The sequence below is a fragment of the Paraburkholderia sp. Cpub6 genome (assembly GCF_014201065.1).
Taxonomy (GTDB): domain Bacteria; phylum Pseudomonadota; class Gammaproteobacteria; order Burkholderiales; family Burkholderiaceae; genus Paraburkholderia; species Paraburkholderia tuberum.
Window position 1 is genome coordinate 99,674 of sequence record NZ_JACHDM010000012.1, and the last position, 17,768, is coordinate 117,441.

Annotated in this window: 13 protein-coding genes; 7 read left to right on the forward strand and 6 right to left on the reverse strand. The window is 62.3% G+C overall.

What is annotated here, in order from left to right; all coding sequences use genetic code 11:
- Nucleotides 1-114: 114 nt before the first annotated feature.
- The 5 genes from HDG33_RS20815 to HDG33_RS20835 all read right to left on the reverse strand — a co-directional run bounded on the left by HDG33_RS20815 (nucleotide 115) and on the right by HDG33_RS20835 (nucleotide 8,065).
- Entirely contained in the window at nucleotides 115-927 is an 813-nt protein-coding gene (locus HDG33_RS20815; protein ID WP_184032761.1) for an isocitrate lyase/phosphoenolpyruvate mutase family protein, read from the reverse strand.
- Between the two features lie 28 nt (nucleotides 928-955).
- On the reverse strand, nucleotides 956-2,131 hold the full coding sequence (locus HDG33_RS20820; RefSeq protein ID WP_106313501.1) for an MFS transporter: 1,176 nt from the start codon (nucleotides 2,129-2,131) through the stop codon (nucleotides 956-958).
- A gap of 125 nt (nucleotides 2,132-2,256) precedes the next feature.
- The gene (locus HDG33_RS20825; protein WP_184032763.1) at nucleotides 2,257-3,735 is read right to left on the reverse strand and encodes an efflux transporter outer membrane subunit; all 1,479 of its coding nucleotides are present in this window, start codon (nucleotides 3,733-3,735) and stop codon (nucleotides 2,257-2,259) included.
- A complete protein-coding gene (locus HDG33_RS20830; protein WP_184032765.1) occupies nucleotides 3,732-6,920 on the reverse strand; it encodes an efflux RND transporter permease subunit in 3,189 nt (1,062 codons plus the stop codon). Before HDG33_RS20830 ends, HDG33_RS20825 begins: the two co-directional genes overlap by 4 nt.
- A complete protein-coding gene (locus HDG33_RS20835; protein WP_311548364.1) occupies nucleotides 6,917-8,065 on the reverse strand; it encodes an efflux RND transporter periplasmic adaptor subunit in 1,149 nt (382 codons plus the stop codon). Before HDG33_RS20835 ends, HDG33_RS20830 begins: the two co-directional genes overlap by 4 nt.
- 378 nt (nucleotides 8,066-8,443) lie before the next feature.
- Here HDG33_RS20835 and HDG33_RS20840 point away from each other — a divergent pair, with 378 nt between their 5' ends.
- Nucleotides 8,444-8,962, forward strand: a complete 519-nt coding sequence (locus tag HDG33_RS20840; RefSeq protein ID WP_184032769.1) for a helix-turn-helix domain-containing protein — start codon at nucleotides 8,444-8,446, stop codon at nucleotides 8,960-8,962.
- A gap of 21 nt (nucleotides 8,963-8,983) precedes the next feature.
- Here HDG33_RS20840 and HDG33_RS20845 read toward each other — a convergent pair whose 3' ends face one another.
- Complete coding sequence (locus HDG33_RS20845; RefSeq protein ID WP_260330533.1) at nucleotides 8,984-9,886, reverse strand: LysR family transcriptional regulator; 903 nt, start codon at nucleotides 9,884-9,886, stop codon at nucleotides 8,984-8,986.
- Nucleotides 9,887-9,989: 103 nt separating this feature from the next.
- Between HDG33_RS20845 and HDG33_RS20850 the strand changes: the two genes are divergently transcribed.
- The 6 genes from HDG33_RS20850 to HDG33_RS20875 all read left to right on the forward strand — a co-directional run bounded on the left by HDG33_RS20850 (nucleotide 9,990) and on the right by HDG33_RS20875 (nucleotide 17,764).
- Nucleotides 9,990-10,523 (forward strand): DUF1993 family protein, encoded by a 534-nt coding sequence (locus HDG33_RS20850; protein WP_260330534.1) that lies wholly within the window; start codon nucleotides 9,990-9,992, stop codon nucleotides 10,521-10,523.
- Nucleotides 10,524-11,174: 651 nt separating this feature from the next.
- Nucleotides 11,175-12,677 (forward strand): amidase, encoded by a 1,503-nt coding sequence (locus tag HDG33_RS20855; protein ID WP_184032775.1) that lies wholly within the window; start codon nucleotides 11,175-11,177, stop codon nucleotides 12,675-12,677.
- A gap of 69 nt (nucleotides 12,678-12,746) precedes the next feature.
- The gene (locus HDG33_RS20860; RefSeq protein ID WP_184032777.1) at nucleotides 12,747-14,078 is read left to right on the forward strand and encodes an MFS transporter; all 1,332 of its coding nucleotides are present in this window, start codon (nucleotides 12,747-12,749) and stop codon (nucleotides 14,076-14,078) included.
- A 168-nt stretch (nucleotides 14,079-14,246) separates the two neighbouring features.
- A complete protein-coding gene (locus HDG33_RS20865; protein ID WP_184032781.1) occupies nucleotides 14,247-15,341 on the forward strand; it encodes a porin in 1,095 nt (364 codons plus the stop codon).
- Between the two features lie 111 nt (nucleotides 15,342-15,452).
- On the forward strand, nucleotides 15,453-16,184 hold the full coding sequence (locus HDG33_RS20870) for a TenA family transcriptional regulator (protein WP_116124107.1): 732 nt from the start codon (nucleotides 15,453-15,455) through the stop codon (nucleotides 16,182-16,184).
- A 125-nt stretch (nucleotides 16,185-16,309) separates the two neighbouring features.
- Nucleotides 16,310-17,764: an aldehyde dehydrogenase family protein gene (locus HDG33_RS20875; protein WP_184032783.1), complete on the forward strand. Its 1,455-nt coding sequence runs from the start codon at nucleotides 16,310-16,312 to the stop codon at nucleotides 17,762-17,764.
- Nucleotides 17,765-17,768: the final 4 nt, after the last annotated feature.

The following is a 17,768-nucleotide window of genomic DNA, read 5'->3' on the forward strand; positions in this document are numbered from 1 at the left end:
GGTATCCGGCAATGCCGCACAGCCACGAAACTAGCAACCAGTTGCCTGTGTGTTCAGTAGTGAAAGAAGTTCGAGCGGACGTCGACGATCGAACCTTCGCGATACGTCTCTCGCTCATCGCTTGATCAGTCCGGCGAAAAGGTTCTGGATTTCGGAGTACGGCAAGGGATTGCTAGCGAGCGTTTCGGAACGACCGTCGTTCAGAAAGTCCTGCGCGAGGGCCTTCGCCTTGCCGAGCACGACCTGCGAGATGCCGCTGCCCGCGCTCAACCGGCGCACGCCGAGCTTGCCGAGCGCCACTGCATCGGCGAGTCCTGGCACGGCCATGACGTTAAGAGGCAAACGCGTCGCGCCCGCAATCGTTTCGATATCGGATGACTGCACGAGGGCCGGCAGGAAAAGTCCATCCGCGCCGGCCGATGCATATAGATTGCCGCGAGCAATCGACTCTTCGGCTTGTTTGGATTTTTCAGCGAGGCCCGCAAGAAAGACGTCGGAGCGTGCGTTGACGAAGAGATCCGAACCCGACATCACAAGCGCATCCTTGATCGCCTCGATCTTCAAGGCGAGAAGCGATGCCGGATCTAAGCCATCTTCGATATTGATGCCGGCGATGCCGAGATCCACCAGTCGCATGACATGGTCCGCAACGGTCTTTGGATCGTCCGAATAGCCATTCTCGACATCGACCGACAAGGGCACGTTCAGCACGCGGACGATACGCCGAACAGAAGCAACGACCTCATCGAAAGGAAGTAGGCGGCCGTCCGGATAACCCAATGCCCACGCAAAGCCGGCGCTTGTCGTGGCAATGGCGGGTGCACCCAGCGATTCAATGAGACGTGCACTTCCGGCATCCCACGCGTTCGGCAAGCGGAGCGGGACCGAATTATCGTGCAACTGACGGAATGTATTTACGTTAGACATTGCTTTTTCCTTGAACGGAAATGGAAACTCAAGCCGCTACAGCGTCTTTTGCTGTTTTTGCAAACGATGCGATGCGGCGCGTCGCGAGCCCGGAGACAAGGATCGCGATGACCACGGGAATGCTGGAGAGGTAGCCGAGGTTATGGCTGCCGATGACCGGGATCACAGCAGCACCGAGCGCCCCAGCGATTGACACACCTACATAAGTCGCAGAAGTGTTGAGACCGACGAGCACAGCCGTCATCGGCGGATTCAGGCTTGCGAGACGGAACTGTTGCGGTACCAGCACACCCCATGCACAAGCGCCCCATATCGTCACCGCAATTGCTGCACTCCAAAGATGTGCGCCGGTGATCGGCATGGTGAGGATGACGATTGCGACGATGGAGAGCTTGATCAGCACGACTTTGTGCGAACCGATCTTGTCTAGTATCCGTCCTGTCAGCAGATTCGAGAAGGTTCCTGCCAGTCCCCAGAGGACAAGCAATCCACCCAGCACCAGGGCGCTGTGGCCGACCGCACGATCGAACACAACGGAGAAGTAGCTAAAGATGATGAAGGTGCCGATCTGTGCAAGCACAGTCGTCGTGAGCGTGAGTCCGACGCGCGAGTCCGTCAGGGGAGACAGGCGCTCACGCAGCGAGATGGCCGGCGGCAACGGCACGTCAGGCAGGAATGCCACGATACCGGCGAACGCGGCTGCACCGAGCGCGGCAACGAGCACCAGCGTCCAGTGCCAGCTCGCGAGCCCGCCGATCACGGCACCTATGGGCGAACCCAGCGCGGTAGCGGTCGTCAGTCCCGCCACGATGATGGACAACGCGTACCCGCGACGCTCCGGCGGCACCAGTGACGCGCCCGTTCCGCTGGCAGTCGGCGAGAACATCGCTGCACCAAGGCCTGCGAAAGCGCGCGTGGCCAATGCGATGCCGAGATTCGGCGCCACGATAGTGCCGAGATTGGCGATGACGAACAATCCGATGCCGCTGAGCAGCAGACGCTTGCGTGGAACGTTCGCAGCAAGCGCTGCTATGGTCGGACCGAGCAGGGCATAGCTCAGCGCGTAGACGCTGATCAGTTGGCCAGCAGCGCCGATGCTGACGCCAAACGAGTGCGCGATTTCAGGCAGGATGCCAGCGAAAACAAAGCTGTCGGTGCCCAGCGCAAACATACCGAGTGAGAGTGTTAGAAGGCGGCGATCCATGTCGGCTTCTCCAGAAAGATTACGAATTAAGTCTCGTGATGAAACTATAGGGAAACCGACTGCATCGCACTACGAGCCGAAAGCAGGAAGCTGTTCCCCATAAACCGGTTAAGTCGTGCGCCGGGTCACTTCGTCTGCGCGAGGTGCTGATGCGAGGCGTCCCATCCGCCACCGAGCGAGCGGAACGTTCTCACCGCGGCGCGGGCAGCGTCTGCCTTCGTCGCATCGAGATCGTCGCGCGCATCGAGCAGTTGCCGGTCGGCGTCGAGCACATCGGTGAGCGTGATCGAACCCGCGCGATACGCTTTCTCCGACAGATCGCGCGCCTTCGTCAACGCGGCGACTTCCTGTTCAATTTCCTGCGCGCGAATCTCTGTTTGCGAAAGCGTCATCAACGCGTCTTCGACGTCTTCGGTTGCCTTGAGGGCGGCCTCCCGATACTCCGCCAACGCTTCCGCATAAGCGCCGCGCGCATTCTTGACCTCGGCGTCCACCTTGCCGAAATCGAACAGACGCCACTGCAGCGCACCCGTGCCGATTGGCTGGAACGACTTCGCGCTAAGAAAGTGACTGGCTGAAATGCTGTCGAATCCCAGGGCGCCCGAGAGCGAAATCTTCGGGTAGTAATCGGCAATTGCTGCGCCGATCGCTTCGTTGGAAGCCGCCAGGTGGCGTTCGGCAGCGATGATGTCCGGGCGCCGCCGCAGCACGTCGACGGGTTGATCCGCGCTGCCGATGGCGGGCACGTCCGGAATCACACCCGCGTTCGTGCCGAGTTCTGCCGCAAAGGTCCCCGGCTGGGCGCCCATCAGCACATCGAGCCGGTTCAATTGCGCTTCGAGCGACACGCGCAAGCTCGGAACGGTGGCACGTGCCTGAAGCAACAGGGCTTCAGCCTGCGCCACCTCGCGTTCATCCGATGCGCCCGCCTGTTTACGCGCTTTCACGAGTTCGAGCAGACGCGCATCGGTATCGACCTGGTCCTGGGTGACGGCCAGTTGCGCCTGCAGCGCTCTGATTTGCAGGTAAGCGTCGGCTGCGTCGGCGGCAACCGTCACGCGCGTGCCGAGTTGAGAGGCCTCGGCGGCCTGCTCTTCGTCGGTGGCCGCCGCATGCGCGCGCCGCAGGCCGCCCGCCAGATCGATTTCCCAGCTTGCCGTTGCACCGGCGACATACTCCTTCTGGTCGCGGCTGTAGTTGGGAAACGCGCTCGCAATCGTGCCAAGCGGACTTTGTGTGCTCTGGTGTAATGCCGTGTACGACCCATTGGCATCGACTGTCGGAAGCAGGCGGGCGCCGGCCGCCTGAGCCGCGGCGCGTGATTGCGCGACGCGTGCGATCGCAGCCTGGAGGCTCAGGTTTTGATCCAGCGCCCGTTGCACCACCTTGACCAGTTCGGGATCATTGAAGCCCTTCCACCAGCTATCGAGGTTCGGGGCGGGCAACGTCGTTTGCCGGTCGGCGACGACCTTCGCGTTGTGAAACGGCGCCATCTCGGTGTGAGGCGCAACGTAGTCGGGCCCGACCGCACAGCCCGCAAGCATTGCGCTGACAATCAGACTGCCGGTGATCGCTTTCGAAGTTCTGGATACGAAGCCGTTCATTCCACTTCTCCACTACCGAGTTTCCGCAAAACAGGCGCGCTCTTGATGCCGAGTTTGCGAACGAAGGCGTAAAACGCAGGGGTGAATGCGAGCCCGAAGAGCGTCACGCCGAGCATGCCGAAGAACACCGTTGTGCCGAGCGATTGCCGCATTTCCGAGCCGGCGCCGCTGGCAATGGCGAGCGGTGCCACGCCCGCGATAAACGCAAACGACGTCATCAGGATAGGACGCAACCGCACATGTGCCGCATGGGTGGCGGCGTCCTCCGCGTCGACACCGTCTTCCTCCTGGCGCTGTCTGGCGAACTCGACGATGAGAATGGCGTTCTTCGCGGCCAGTCCGACGAGCACCACGAAGCCGATCTGCGCAAGAATGTCGATCGGCATGCCGCGCACGTTCAGACCGATCGCTGCGGCGAGCAGACACATCGGCACGATCAGCACGATCGCGAGAGGCGTCTTCCAGCTTTCATACTGCGCAGCAAGCACGAGGAACACGAACAGTGCCGAGGCAGCAAAGATCACGAGCGGCGACATGGTCTGCTCTTTCTGCTGGTGAGCGAGATCGGTCCATTCGTATGTGATGCCGTTCGGAAGCACCTGCGCTGCGAGCTGTTCCATGTGCTGGATGGCGTCGCCCGACGAATATCCGGGACCGGCTGCACCCATGATTTCCGCTGCGGGATACATGTTGTAGCGCGGCACGCGATACGGCTGGGTCGTGTTTTTGAACGTCGCTACGCTGCTGATCGGCACCATATCGCCAGTCGAGTTGCGCACCTTGAGCCGTCCGATGTCTTCGGGTGTCCGGCGGAATGCTTCATCGCCCTGAACGCGTACCTGGTACGTGCGGCCCATGAAGTTGAAGTCGTTCACGTACTGCGAGCCAAGGTATAGATCCATCGTGGAGAACACATCGGTGGGCGTGAGCCCGATCTTTTCCGCCTTCAGGCGGTCAATGTCCGCATAGACTGATGGCGCGCCCGCGTTGTAAAGCGTGAAGACACCACCGAATACCTTGTCCTTGTTGGCTGCAGCCACGAGCGCACGTGACGCGTCGGCGAGCGCTTGCGGGCCGAGTCCGCCACGGTCTTCCAGCATCAGCTTGAAGCCGCCTGCCGCGCCCAGCCCTTGCACGGGCGGCGGATTGATCACGATGACCACCGCATCCTTGACACCCGCGACACGCTTGCGGAGTTCGACCAGCATCGACGCCGCATTGACGCCGGGGACATGCTTGCCATACAGCGAAGGCAGCCCGTAGAAAAGCGTGCCGACGTTGGGCGCAATCGTGCCCGTCGTGACGTCGAGGCCCGACACAGGCGACGTGTGTGTTACGCCCTTGAGTCCGGGCGTATCGAGCACGATGTCGTTGATTTCGCGAATCACCTTGTCGGTGCGTTCGAGACTGGCGCCCGGAGGAAGGAACGCAATTACCGCCTGATAGCCGATGTCCTGTTCCGGAATGAAGCCGGTCGGCATTCTCGACATCTGCAACGCAGTTGCCCCAATCAGGCCCACGTAGACGATCAGCATCACGGTGGTCGCACGCACGGCGCGGCCCGTCATCCTTCCGTAGCGCGACGACAGCCATTCGAACGACGCATTGAACCGGCCGAAAATCGCGTGATGGAGGCGCCCCATCGCGGTCGATCCGCCGCGGGACTTTTCCATCTCGTGCGGCTTGAGAAGCACCGCACACAGAGCCGGGCTCAGCGTAAGCGAGACGAAGCACGAGATGACGGTGGACGCGGCGATCGTAATCGCGAACTGCTTGAAGAACAGCCCCGAGATGCCGGACATCAGCGCAGTGGGGCCGAACACCGCACACAATGTGAGGGCGATGGCGATAATGGCCGTCGAAACCTCGTTCATCGTTCGATGAGCGGCTTCTTTCGGCGACATGCCGAGCGCCATGTTCCGTTCGACGTTCTCGACCACGACGATCGCATCGTCCACGACAATCCCGACGGCCAGAACGAGTCCGAACAACGAAAGGTTATTGATGGACGCGCCGAACAGCGAAAGGATCGCGAACGTACCGACCAGAGACACCGGAATCGCGACAACCGGGATGATCGTGGCGCGCCAGTTCTGCAGGAACAGATACACCACACCAACCACCAGCAGAATCGCAATGCCGATGGTTTTCGCGACCTCTTCGATCGATTGGGATACGAAGGTAGTCGGGTCGTAGATCTTGATGTAGTCGACGCCGGGCGGGAAGCTCTTCTTCAGCTCGGCCATTTTGGCCCACACGTCGTGCTCGACCTGCACCACGTTTGCATCGGGCGTGGCAATGACGAACCACGGCGTGGCGGCATACCTGTCAGCGTAAGCTTTGGAGCCGTAGTCCACCGAGCCGAGCTCCACACGGCCGATATCGCGAATGCGCGTCAGACGTCCCTGCGTATCGGACTTGACGACGACGTCGCCAAACTGTTCGGGTGTCGTCAGACGGCCAAGCGCGTCGATATTGATCTGATAGGCACCTGTGCCATTGTTCGATACAGGCGGCTGGTTGAGCACACCTGCCGAGACGGCGGCGTTCTGCGCGCGAAGCGCTGCCAGTATTTCATTCGCGCTGATGTTGTACGAGGCTGCCTTGTCCGGATCGATCCAGATGCGCATCGCGTACTGCCGTTCGCCGAACAACTGAAAGTCCGACACGCCCGGCAGACGCGCGATCTGATCGCGGACCTTGAGCATGTAATTCGACAAGTATTCAGGGCTGCGCGAGCCGTCGGGTGAATACACGTGAACGCCGAGCAGCAGCGCCTGGATAGTCTTTTTCACCTGGACGCCCTGCAACTGCACTTCGGCAGGCAGGCGCGACAGCGTGTCTTCGACGCGGCTACGTGTCAGCAAAAGCGCGGTATTCGGATCGGTTCCGACCTTGAAGATCACCGTGATCGTCAACTGACCGTTGCTGGTCGACTGGCTCGAAATGTAATCCATGTTCTCGACGCCATTGACGGACTGCTCGAGCGGCGTGGCGACCGTGCGTGCAATCGTGTCGGCCGATGCACCGGGGTACGAAGTCGTGATCTGAATGGTCGTGGGAACGATGTTCGGATATTGAGCGACGGGCAGCTTCACCATGGTTGCCAGACCGATCAACACCGCGAATATGTTGAGCACCGCCGCAAAGCGCGGGTGCTCGATAAAGAAGTGAGTCAGTTTCATGATTCGGCTCCTTGGCCACCGTGCTCCGCCGAGAACTGAATCGCTCCCGCGCGGGGAGAAATCTTCGCGCCGGGACGAACAGAAGGAATGCCGTCGATTACGACCCGGTCGGTCGCGGCAAGTCCGGATCGGATGACGCGCAGGCCACCTCGAAGGTCGCCGATCTCGACTTTTCGGGGCGAGGCCACGTTATCGTCTCCGACGACGTAGACCATGTGGTCCGTTTGATCCTGGAGTACGGCGGCATCGGGGACGAGCAATGCCGGTTGCGGTGCAGTCGTCGCCAGCCGCAGGCGTGCGAAGCCACCGGGTGTCAACGACAGGTCGCTATTGGGAATCGTTGCGCGGGCATGAATCGTTCCGCTCGAACGATCGAGCGTGTTGTCGATAAAGTTGAGGGTGCCGGTGCGCGCATAGTCGCTGTCGCCTGTCGGCGAAATCTTCACTGCGTCTGCGAGTGGTCCTTTCTGGTTTCCACGAGAACGCTGGAAGGCGGCGTAGTCGTTTTCGCTAATGTCGAAATCCAGGTAGATCGGGTCCAGCGAAACGATGGTCGCGAGCAGCGTCGTGGGGCCGCTGCCGGCGCGGCTGCCGGATACCAGATTGCCCGTCGAGACGAGGTGTGTGCCGATGCGCCCGGTAAACGGTGCCGTGATCTTGCAGCGATCCAGGTCGAACCGGGCGTCGCGAACGAGTGCATTGGCGTTGTCGACAGCCGCTTGAGCGGCACGTTGTTCAGCGACTTTCTGATCGACGTTCTCGACCGTGCCCGCCTCAGAACGCTGCAGTTCCTGCGCGCGGGCAAGCTCGCGCGTGGCGAGCGCCAGCCGCGCATTCGCGGATTCGAGTCCGGCCGTCGCCTGGCTCAGCTTGATCTGATACGGCTCAGGATCGATCTCGAACAGGACGTCGCCTTTATGCACGATGTCGCCGTCCTTGAAATTGATCTGCACGAGCGTGCCGCCGACCTGCGCGCGCAAGTCGACTCGATTGACGGCCGAGAACTGGCCGAGAAAGCCGAGCCGCCCTTCGATATCACGCTGCAACGGTGCGCTGACAGCAACCGACGGAGGCGGCGGTGCGGCAACGGGCGCTGCACTCGACCAGTGCATGTGAGCTGCCGTGGCCGCGATCGCGACGATCACCGCGGCTGCGACACCTTTGCCGACCCATCGAAGCGGGTTGGAGGGCGCCGGGTTGGCGGGAGTCGTAACGCTCGTCTCGGCCGGATCAATTTCAGTATTCATCGCATTCCTAATTATGGGAGCAGGCTATACAACATAGGGTTGTGGCCCAACTCGCCCGTCAGATGATCAATCTTTGCTCTCTCGTATGAAGAAAGCCGCGTAGTCCAGAATCTGGCCGCGTTCCTGGGAGGCTTCTCCGTGAACGACTGCCGGCTAAGTTTCGTGACGCAACTATAGGCAACGCCGTTGCGTCACACTACTGGGCGAAACCGGGAAGCTGTTCCCCACAATCCGGTTAAGTTGCGTGACGAAACTTGCGCTAGGATATGCTCCATCATGTATAGAAAACGCTTCGATGGAATGGACTGTTCGATTGCTCGCGCCCTTGACGAGGTGGGCGAGTGGTGGACGCTGCTGATCGTTCGCGAGTGTACGCAAGGCAGCAGGCGCTTCGACGAATTTCAGAGCGGGCTCGGTATCGCCCGCAATGTCCTCACGGCCCGGCTGGAACGTTTGATCGAACTGGATATCCTTGAACGTTTCCCGGTCGCGGAACGCGCGAACACGTTTGGTTACCGTTTGACCTCGAAAGGGGCGGATTTATACCCGGTGCTGGTCGCGCTCATGCAATGGGGAGACAAGTGGCTAAGGCCAAATGGAAAGCCGCCGATCACCTTGGTGGAGCATGCAAGCGGGAGTCCCGTGGAGGCCGTCGAAGTACGCGCGACGGGCGGGCAGGCGCTGACATACCGGGACGTGCGGTTCGCTGCCGGTCCGGGTGCAACGAAGGCGACGCGGGGCGTTATCGAGAACCGGAATGATCGGGTACTCGGTGACGAGAGCGACGAGTCGTGAACGAAGGGAATCGAGAGATCGCTAGTGCCGCTTCTGCTTGCCGAATCGGGAGAGCGATTGCCTAAGTTTGGGTGCCGCGAAGTCGATGAAATGCCGCAGTTTGATGGCCATCAGATTTCTGGACACATGAACCAGATGGACCGGCACGGGCTCGATCTCGAACTGTGGCAGGAGTATCTCGAGCTGCCCGTTACGGAGCGCTTCATCGGCATCGTGCTCGAAGACGTAGGTGATGCCTGCGTTGTCCACGGCGGCGCTGACGGCAGCGTCGGGTGTCGTGACCTCGAGCCGGGGTTTCACGCCGAGGACATAGATCTTGCTCGTCGCGGGAAGGCGGAAGCGCCAGGGCGAAAGATACGGGCTATTGAACACGACGCACGAGTACTTCACGAGATCGTCGGGTTCGCGCGGCGGCGTATGGTTGGCAAGGAAGGCGGGACTCGCGCAGACGATCGGGCGCAATGAGCCGATGCGCGTGGCGATCATGCTGCTATCCGCAAGTTCTCCGATCCGCAAGGCGAGGTCGGCGTGCGAATCAATGAGATCGATGTTTCGATCGGAGAGAAGGAGCCGAACGGTGATGTCCGGATACTGCGCGAGGAACTGATTGATGACGGGCAAGACATGCAGACGGCCAAGTTGCATGGGCGCAGTCACTACCAACTCGCCTTTCGCGGTCGCGAACTCGCCCGTGGCCTCGTGCTCCTGTTCACGCACGAGGTCGAGAATGCGCCGTGCCGCCGCGACGTATGACATGCCCGCGTCGGTCAATGTGAGTTTTCGCGTGGTTCGTATCAGCAGCCGAGTTCCGAGCAACTCCTCAAGATCGGCGACCTTACGAGTGAGTGTGCTGACAGGAATCTTGAGTTCGCGCGCTGCTGCCGACAGGCTTCCTCTGTCCACGGCGGTCAGCAGCATTTCCATGGCTTCTAGTCGGTCCAACGCGTTCGCTCACGTGGGGATAAGGTCGCAGTATTGTATGTGAAGTTTCCACGCACAAGCTGAAACGGTCGTATCAAAGCATGAGTTGGCGAAAAACATCTCCCTGGAGAATCCGATGTATGCAGAGGCTATTGCGCAATGCGTGCAAGCAGTAAAGACAATCGAGACTTATCTCGACAAGGCTGAGCGCCACGCGAATGCAAAGAAGTTCGATGTTGCCGTGCTGTTGTCGACCCGTCTCGCTCCCGACATGGGCGGGCTGCTCTATCAGATACAAAGCGCTTGCGACTATCTGAAAGGCGGAGCCGCCTGGCTTTCAGGACAGCAGCCGCCGCGGCATGAAGACAATGAGCAGACGCTTGATGAAGCACGTGCGCGCATCCGCAAGGCGATCGACTTTGCTGAAAGCGTGGCGGTAGACCGGTACGCTGACGCCGCCAGTCAGATCGTAAAAGTATCCTGGGTGCCGGGTAAGCTGACTGGCGAAAACTATTTGCTGCAGATCGTGATCCCGAACATCTACTTCCACGTAGCCATGGCTTACGCGATTATGCGCACGAATGGCGTCGATCTCAAGAAGTTGGATTTCGTTGGCCCGGTCAATGCCTTCGATGCCTGATTCGTGGGCAGCCCGAGTCGTTGCTAAGGGCGAACCGGAGACAGCTGAAGTCTCGTCGAGCACGACTGTTGGCGATGCATTACGATGAGCGACCGCCTCGCGATCGAGAGCAGACATTGGCTCGCGGAAAACGACCGTCAGCAACGGGTCGCGAAGGGCCGACCGCCGTCGGGCAGAGGTCGGCCATGAAGGGACGTTCGCCCCACCGAGTTCCGGACATTGAGGTGTCGGTTGAGCACCAACAAGCGGGCATTCAACCGCCCCGTCCGCTGCCGTTAAGCTGACGCGGACTCAATCGCCGACGTGGATCTCATCCCACTGATCCCCGCATGGCAAGCTCCGTCGGAACCCGCCCAATAGCGCGGCATAGTACATACGCGTCGTTTATTTGTGATGGACGCTCCTCCCGTTGATCAAGACGGAAGGTACCCGTAATCATTGGCCTCCAACCCCGCCCGACCCCGCGCCGCAAAGACTGCATGGCGCGCGAAGCGCCAGTAGATGCCACGCGGCCTGACCGCCTCGCGCGGCCGCACCGAAGCCGTTTCCGGCGGCAGCTGCATGTCAGCGTGCCGCAGCGCCCATCCGCGAGCACTTGACAACGCAAATTTGTCCTGAGACGGTATACAAAATACTGAAAAGTGAACGCCGATGTCAGATCTCGCAGAGAACGTCGCCCGCGTCGGAACGGGACAGGCCGCTGAAGCCTGGCGCTATGCGTCGGCTGCGCGCGCAGCGGCCGCGCTGCGCCGCCACGAAGTCAGTTCCCGGGAGCTCGTTGCCGCGTGCGAAGCGGCTTGGCGCGAGGCTAACCCGCGGGTCAACGCCCTCGTGCTAAGCGACTTCGAGCGCGCGCACGCCATCGCGAGGCGGCGCGACGAAGAACTCGCGACGGGCCACCCGCGCGGTCCGTTGCACGGCGTGCCGTTCACGATCAAGGAGTCCTTCGACGTCGCCGGCTGGCCGACCACCGTGGGCGATCCCGCGTTCCGCGACAACATCGCCGCGCGCGATGCCGCCGTCGTGCAGCGTCTGAGCGATGCCGGCGCAGTGCTGCTCGGCAAGACCAACGTGCCGTTATGGCTGCGCGACTGGCAAAGCTACAACGACATCTACGGCACCACGCGCAATCCGCATGATCTCGCGCGCACGCCGGGCGGTTCGTCGGGCGGCAGCGCGGCGGCGGTGAGTACCGGCTTGGCGTTTTTCGATGTGGGCTCCGACATCGGCTCGTCGATCCGCAACCCCGCGCACTATTGCGGCATCTACTCGCACAAGAGCACGCACGGCCTCGTGTCGCTCGACGGACATGGCTTGCCGGGCGGCGTCGCGTGTCCCGACATCAACGTTGCCGGACCGCTTGCACGCAGCGCGAACGATCTCGCGCTCGTGCTCGAAGCGATCATGGGCCCGCCGCCCGATGCCGCGTGCGCGGTGCGTTTCGAGCTGCCGCGCTGCGATACGAAGAATCTCGATCAGATCCGCTTCGGCGTATTGAGCAACCATCCGGTAGCGCCGGTGGATGCCGAAGTCGAGCGCTGCATCGTCGAGCTTGGCCGCGCGCTGGAGCGGCGCGGCGCGCAAGTGCTGTGGAATGCGCGTCCGCAACTAGACGCCGCGGAGTTGCTGCGCACGTACACGCTGCTGCTGCGCGCATCGACGTGCGGCTATCTCGGCGACGAAGCCTTCGCGAGCGCGCTCGCCGCCGCGGACGCCGCTATTCCCGCCGACACGACCTACGCGTCGCTGCAATACACGGGCGCGGCGATGCGTCATCGCGACTGGCTGAAATTGCAGCCGCTGCGCGAGAAATATGCGGCGGCGTGGCGCGTGCTTTTCACGCGCGTCGATGTGTTGCTATGTCCGGTAGCGGCGACGGCAGCGTTCACGCTCAACGAAGAGGGCGCGCCGTGGCAGCGCACGCTCGATGTGAACGGCGAGCCGCAGCCGCTCACCACTCAGTTGTTCTGGGCCGGGCACTCGGGTCTGTGCGGTTTGCCGTCGACGGTCGCGCCAGCGGGACGCACCGCGAACGGCTTGCCGGTGGGCGTGCAGATCGTCGCGCCGCTGTATCACGACCTACGCTCGATTCAGGTGGCAAGCCTGCTCGAAGCCGAAGGCTACGCCGCATACGCACCGCCCGGTGCACTGTGAACAAACCCGTTAAGCGCTGATGCCGCGCGCCGAACCCGACTCACTCGATCGCACACGGAGCCCACGCTCATGTCCTGGTTCACCTCACTGTCAAAAAACGAAAAGAAGGCGTTTGCCGGCGCGTTCGTCGGTCACGCGGTGGACGTCTACGACTTCATGATCTATTCGTTCCTCATCCCCGTTCTGATGCAGACCTGGCACATGAGCAAGGCGACGGCGGGCAGCATCGTCACGTGGACCTTGGTCGCGTCGCTGGTCGGCGCGATCGGCGCCGGTCTGCTCGCCGACCGATACGGCCGCGTACGAATCCTGCGCTGGACCATCGCGCTGTTCGCGCTGTCGTGCTTCGCGTGCGGGTTCGCGAATTCGCCGACCCAGCTCGCGGTACTGCGCGCGGTGCAGGGGCTCGGGTTCGGCGGCGAGTCGTCGCTGTGCATGGTGCTGGTCACGGAGATGATCCGCAATCCCGCGCATCGCGGGAAATTCTCGGGCTTCACGGCGAGCAGCTATTCGTTCGGCTGGGCCGGCGCCGCGCTCGCGTATAGCGTGCTGTTCAACTGGCTGCCGCCGGAGTGGGCGTGGCGCGTGTGTCTGTTCGTCGGCATTCTGCCCGCGCTGCTGGTGGTGTGGCTGCGGCGCAATCTGCTCGAGCCGGAATCGTTCCACCGCACGCTCGCTGCGCGCCGCAACACCAGCGCGGGCGAGGCGTTGCGCGCGGTGTTCAGCGGCCGGCTCGCCGCGCGCACGTTGTGGTGCAGCCTGTTGTCGGGCGGCATGCTCGGCTCCTACTACGCGATCGCGACGTGGATGCCGATGTGGCTCAAGTCGGAGCGCGGCCTTTCAGTGACGGGCACCGGCGTGTGGCTCGCCGTGACGATCGGCGGCTCGCTGGCCGGTTACGCACTGGGCGCATGGGCCACGGACCGCTTCGGACGACGCCCCACGTACATCCTGTTTGCGGCGGGCGCGTTCGCGATGAGCATCGCGTACATGCTGATCGACGCGCCGACGCCGGTCATGCTGCTGATCGGCTTTCTGCTCGGCGTGCTGATGCAGGGGACGTTTTCCGGCGTGGCCGCGACCATCGCCGAGACCTATCCGAACGCCATCCGCGCGACCGGCTATGGCGTCGCGTACAACGTGGGACGCGTGATCGGCTCGGTGTTCCCGTTCGCGGCGGGCTGGCTCGCGAACGGCCATTTCACGCTGACGCTCGCGATTCCGCTCGTGGCTGGCGTCGGCTATTGCTTCGCGGTGCTCGCCGCGCTGATGTTGCCGGAGACCAATGGCATCGCGCTCGACGCCGTCGAAGCCGATGCAGCCGATGCAGCCGCGACCGACGCGCCCGCGCATTCCGCCGCTGCGGGTCAAGCAATCACCTCGACGGGCACTTCGCGTTGATCCAACATCAACGAAGCGGAGCAATAAACCTCGAAATTTTTATTGTTCATTTGTTTTCGTCATTACAGTATACAGAATACAAAAACGAACGGTGCGGTAGGAGAGGGTCACGAGAGCACCGTCCCCGGAGCGGCAGGTCTTTCAATGAAAAAATCAAGGAACCCCTGGATGAACAAGACTTTCTGGAGCGCGGCAGGCCTTGCATGCCTTTCGGTCACGGCGCACGCGCAAAGCAGCGTCACGCTGTACGGCCTGATCGACGCAGCGGTGATCTACACGAGCAATCAGGACGGTGGCCGCTCGTACGCGATGGCGAGCGGCTCGACGCGCGGCAGCCGCGTCGGCTTTCTGGGCTCGGAAGATTTGGGCGGCGGCTCGCGCGCGATTTTCCGGCTTGAAAACGGCTTCGACGTGACGGACGGCTCGCTCGGTCAGGGTGGCCTGATGTTCGGCCGCCAAGCCTACGTGGGCCTCGAAAACGACCGCTGGGGCCGCATCACGCTCGGCCGCCAGTACGAGTCGATGGTCGATTACGTCGCGCCACTCACCGCGGCGGACTGGTCGGTCTACCTGGAGCACCCCGGCGACATGGACTTGACCAACCGCGGCGTGCGCGTGAACAACGCGGTGCGCTATGCCAACAGCTTCGGCGGCTTCACCGGCAGCGCGATGTACAGCTTCGGCGGCCAGGCGGGCAGCTTCGGCAGCCGGAGCATGTGGAGTCTGGGCGGCAGCTACGAGAACGGACCGCTCTATGCCGGCTTCGGCATGACGTACGCGCGCCAGCCGGGCGAACTGTCGCCGGGTACGTTCTGGAAGGACACCAATTCGGCGGTAGGCGAATATGCGCTCGCCGCGCATTCGTTCCTCACGGTGGGCGGCGGCGCGTCGTACAAGATCGGCAAGGCCAAGATCAGCGCCGACGTCACGCATGTCGAGTACAAGCAGGGCTTCGAAGGGCAAGACGTCAATTTCATGAACTATGAAATCAACAACATGTTTTACTTCACGCCGGCACTGTCGGCGGGTCTGGGCGTCACGTACACGGAAGGTTCCGTCGACGCGAACGACGCCGACCCGCGCTACATCCAGTACAACGCGGTGTTGAATTACTCGCTGTCCAAGCGCACGCAGCTTTACGCGTTCGCGACGCTGCAACGCGCGCTCGGCGATGCGCATGTTGCGCAGGTCTCGCAGTTCATCTCGGCGTCGAGCAGCAATACGCAGTCGGCGGCGGGCATCGGTTTGCGTCATTCGTTCTAGCCGCACACCAGGATCTTTGCGGAGTTGGCTTTTCCGTTATTCTTGTATACAGTGTACTGAGTTGATCTCCGTCACGGTTGACGGGCAATTCACCCCAAGAAGGAGTCGGACATGGCAGAACTGATGGACCGCGAAACTTTCCGCGCGGCACTTGAAGAAGCGATCAAGGGAAAGAGCGCGAACAAGGCGCCGTTCAGCATCGCGTGGGCGAGCGGCAAGCTGACGCGCGCGCATCTCGCGCGCTGGGCCGAGAACCACTACCACTACGTCGGGCCGTTCGCCGACTACCTCGGCTATCTGTACGCGCGCACGCCGGATCACATGACCGAGGCGAAAGACTTCCTGCTCGCGAACATGTACGAAGAGGAAATCGGCGGCGACCGTCACACGGACCTGCTGATCCGCTTCGCCGAAGCGTGCGGCACGACGCGTGAACGCGTGGTCGATCCCGACAACATGTCGCCGACCACGCGCGGTTTGCAAGGCTGGTGCTATTCGGTGGCGATGCGCGAAGACCCGGTGGTGGCGGTCGCGGCGCTGGTGGTCGGGCTGGAGTCGCAGGTGCCGTCCATTTACCGCAAGCAGACGCCGACGCTGCGCGATCTCTATAAGTTCACGGATGAGGAAGTCGAGTTCTTCGACCTGCACATCGTGTCCGACGAGATCCACGGCGAGCGCGGCTATCAGATCGTGCTCGAACACGCGAACACGCCGGAGCTGCAACAGCGTTGCCTGAAGATCTGCGAAGTGGGCGCGCAGATGCGTCTGCTGTACACCACGGCGCTCTATTACGACTACGTCGAAAAAGAGATCCCGCTGCCCGAACTGGGCCTCGCGGCTTAAAGCAAGCCGCGCCTTTCCAGGGCCGATCCAGGGCCGATGCGCGGCCGGCGCGCGTTTTTTTTGATTCCGCCGCGCGTCGGCCCGTCACGGGCAAACCAGATCACTTTTGCAGGGCCGTTGCAGACATGACAAACGTACCGACGTTTCAGAACTACATCGACGGCGAATGGTGTGCGAGCCTCACCGGCGCCACCTTCGACAACCTTAACCCGGCCGATACGCGCGACGTGGTCGGCCGCTTTCAGGCTTCGTCGCAAGACGATGCGCACGCGGCTGTGCGCGCCGCAGCGGTAGCGTTCGGTGCGTGGAAGCGCCAGACGCCAGGCGCGCGCGCGAAGATCCTGCTCGACGCCGCCGCGTATCTGGAGCAGAACGCTGCGCGTTTCGGCGAAGAACTGACGCGCGAGGAGGGCAAGCAGAAAGCGCTCGCGAAGGACGAGTTCATGCGCGCGGCGCAGACGCTGCGCTACTACGCGATCGAAGCGCAGTCGTATGGCGGCGAAACATTCCCGAGCGACGACGCCGCGTCGATGGTCTACACCGTGCGCGAGCCGCTCGGTGTGGTGACCGTGATTTCGCCGTGGAACTTCCCGGTGTCGATCCCCGCGCGCAAGATCGCGCCCGCGCTGATCTGTGGCAACACGGTGGTGTTCAAGCCCGCATCGGATGCGCCGTTGAGCGGCTTGCGCCTTGCCGAAGCGTTCGTCGAAGCGGGCATTCCGAAGGGCGTGCTCAATTTCGTCACGGGCAGCGCGAGCGCGGTCGGGCCCGTGCTGATCGGCGCGCGTGAAGTGCGGGCCGTTTCGTTCACCGGTTCTACCTCGGCGGGCGAACAGATTCACCGAGCCGCGTCGCTCTCGACGCGCACGCAGATGGAGTTGGGCGGCAAGAACCCGCTGATTGTGCTCGATGCGGGCGACATCGATCTCGCCGTCGATCTAACGATCAAAGGCGGCTTCTCGCTAACAGGCCAGGCATGCACCGGCACGAGCCGCGTGCTGGTGGTACGTGAGATTCGCGCAGCGTTCGTCGAGCGGCTGGCTGCAAAGACCGCCGCGTTGAAGGTCGGCAGCGGCATGCAGCCGGACATCGACATCGGCCCGCTTGCGACTGCGGGGCAATTGCGCACGGTGCTCGACTACATCGAAACCGGCAAGCGTGAAGCGACGCTCGTGTGCGGGGGCGAGCAACTGAGCGACGGCGATTTCGCGCACGGCTATTTCGTCACGCCGACGATCTTCACCGACGTGCCGCGCGATGCGCGCATCGCACGCGAAGAAATCTTCGGGCCGGTGATCGCGGTGATCGACGTCGACGATTACGACGACGCCATCGCGGTTGCGAACGACAGCGAATACGGCCTCGCCGCCGCGCTCGTTACACGCGACCCGAAGCTGATGCACCGCTTCGCCAACGACATCGAAGCGGGCACCGTGAAGATCAACCGCACGACGACGGGCAATCTCGTCAACGCGCCGTTCGGCGGACTCAAGCGTTCCAGCACGGCCACCTTCCGCGAATCGGGCCGCGACGGGCTCGAATTTTATCTGCAGACCAAGACCGTTTATCGCGGCATCTAACCGG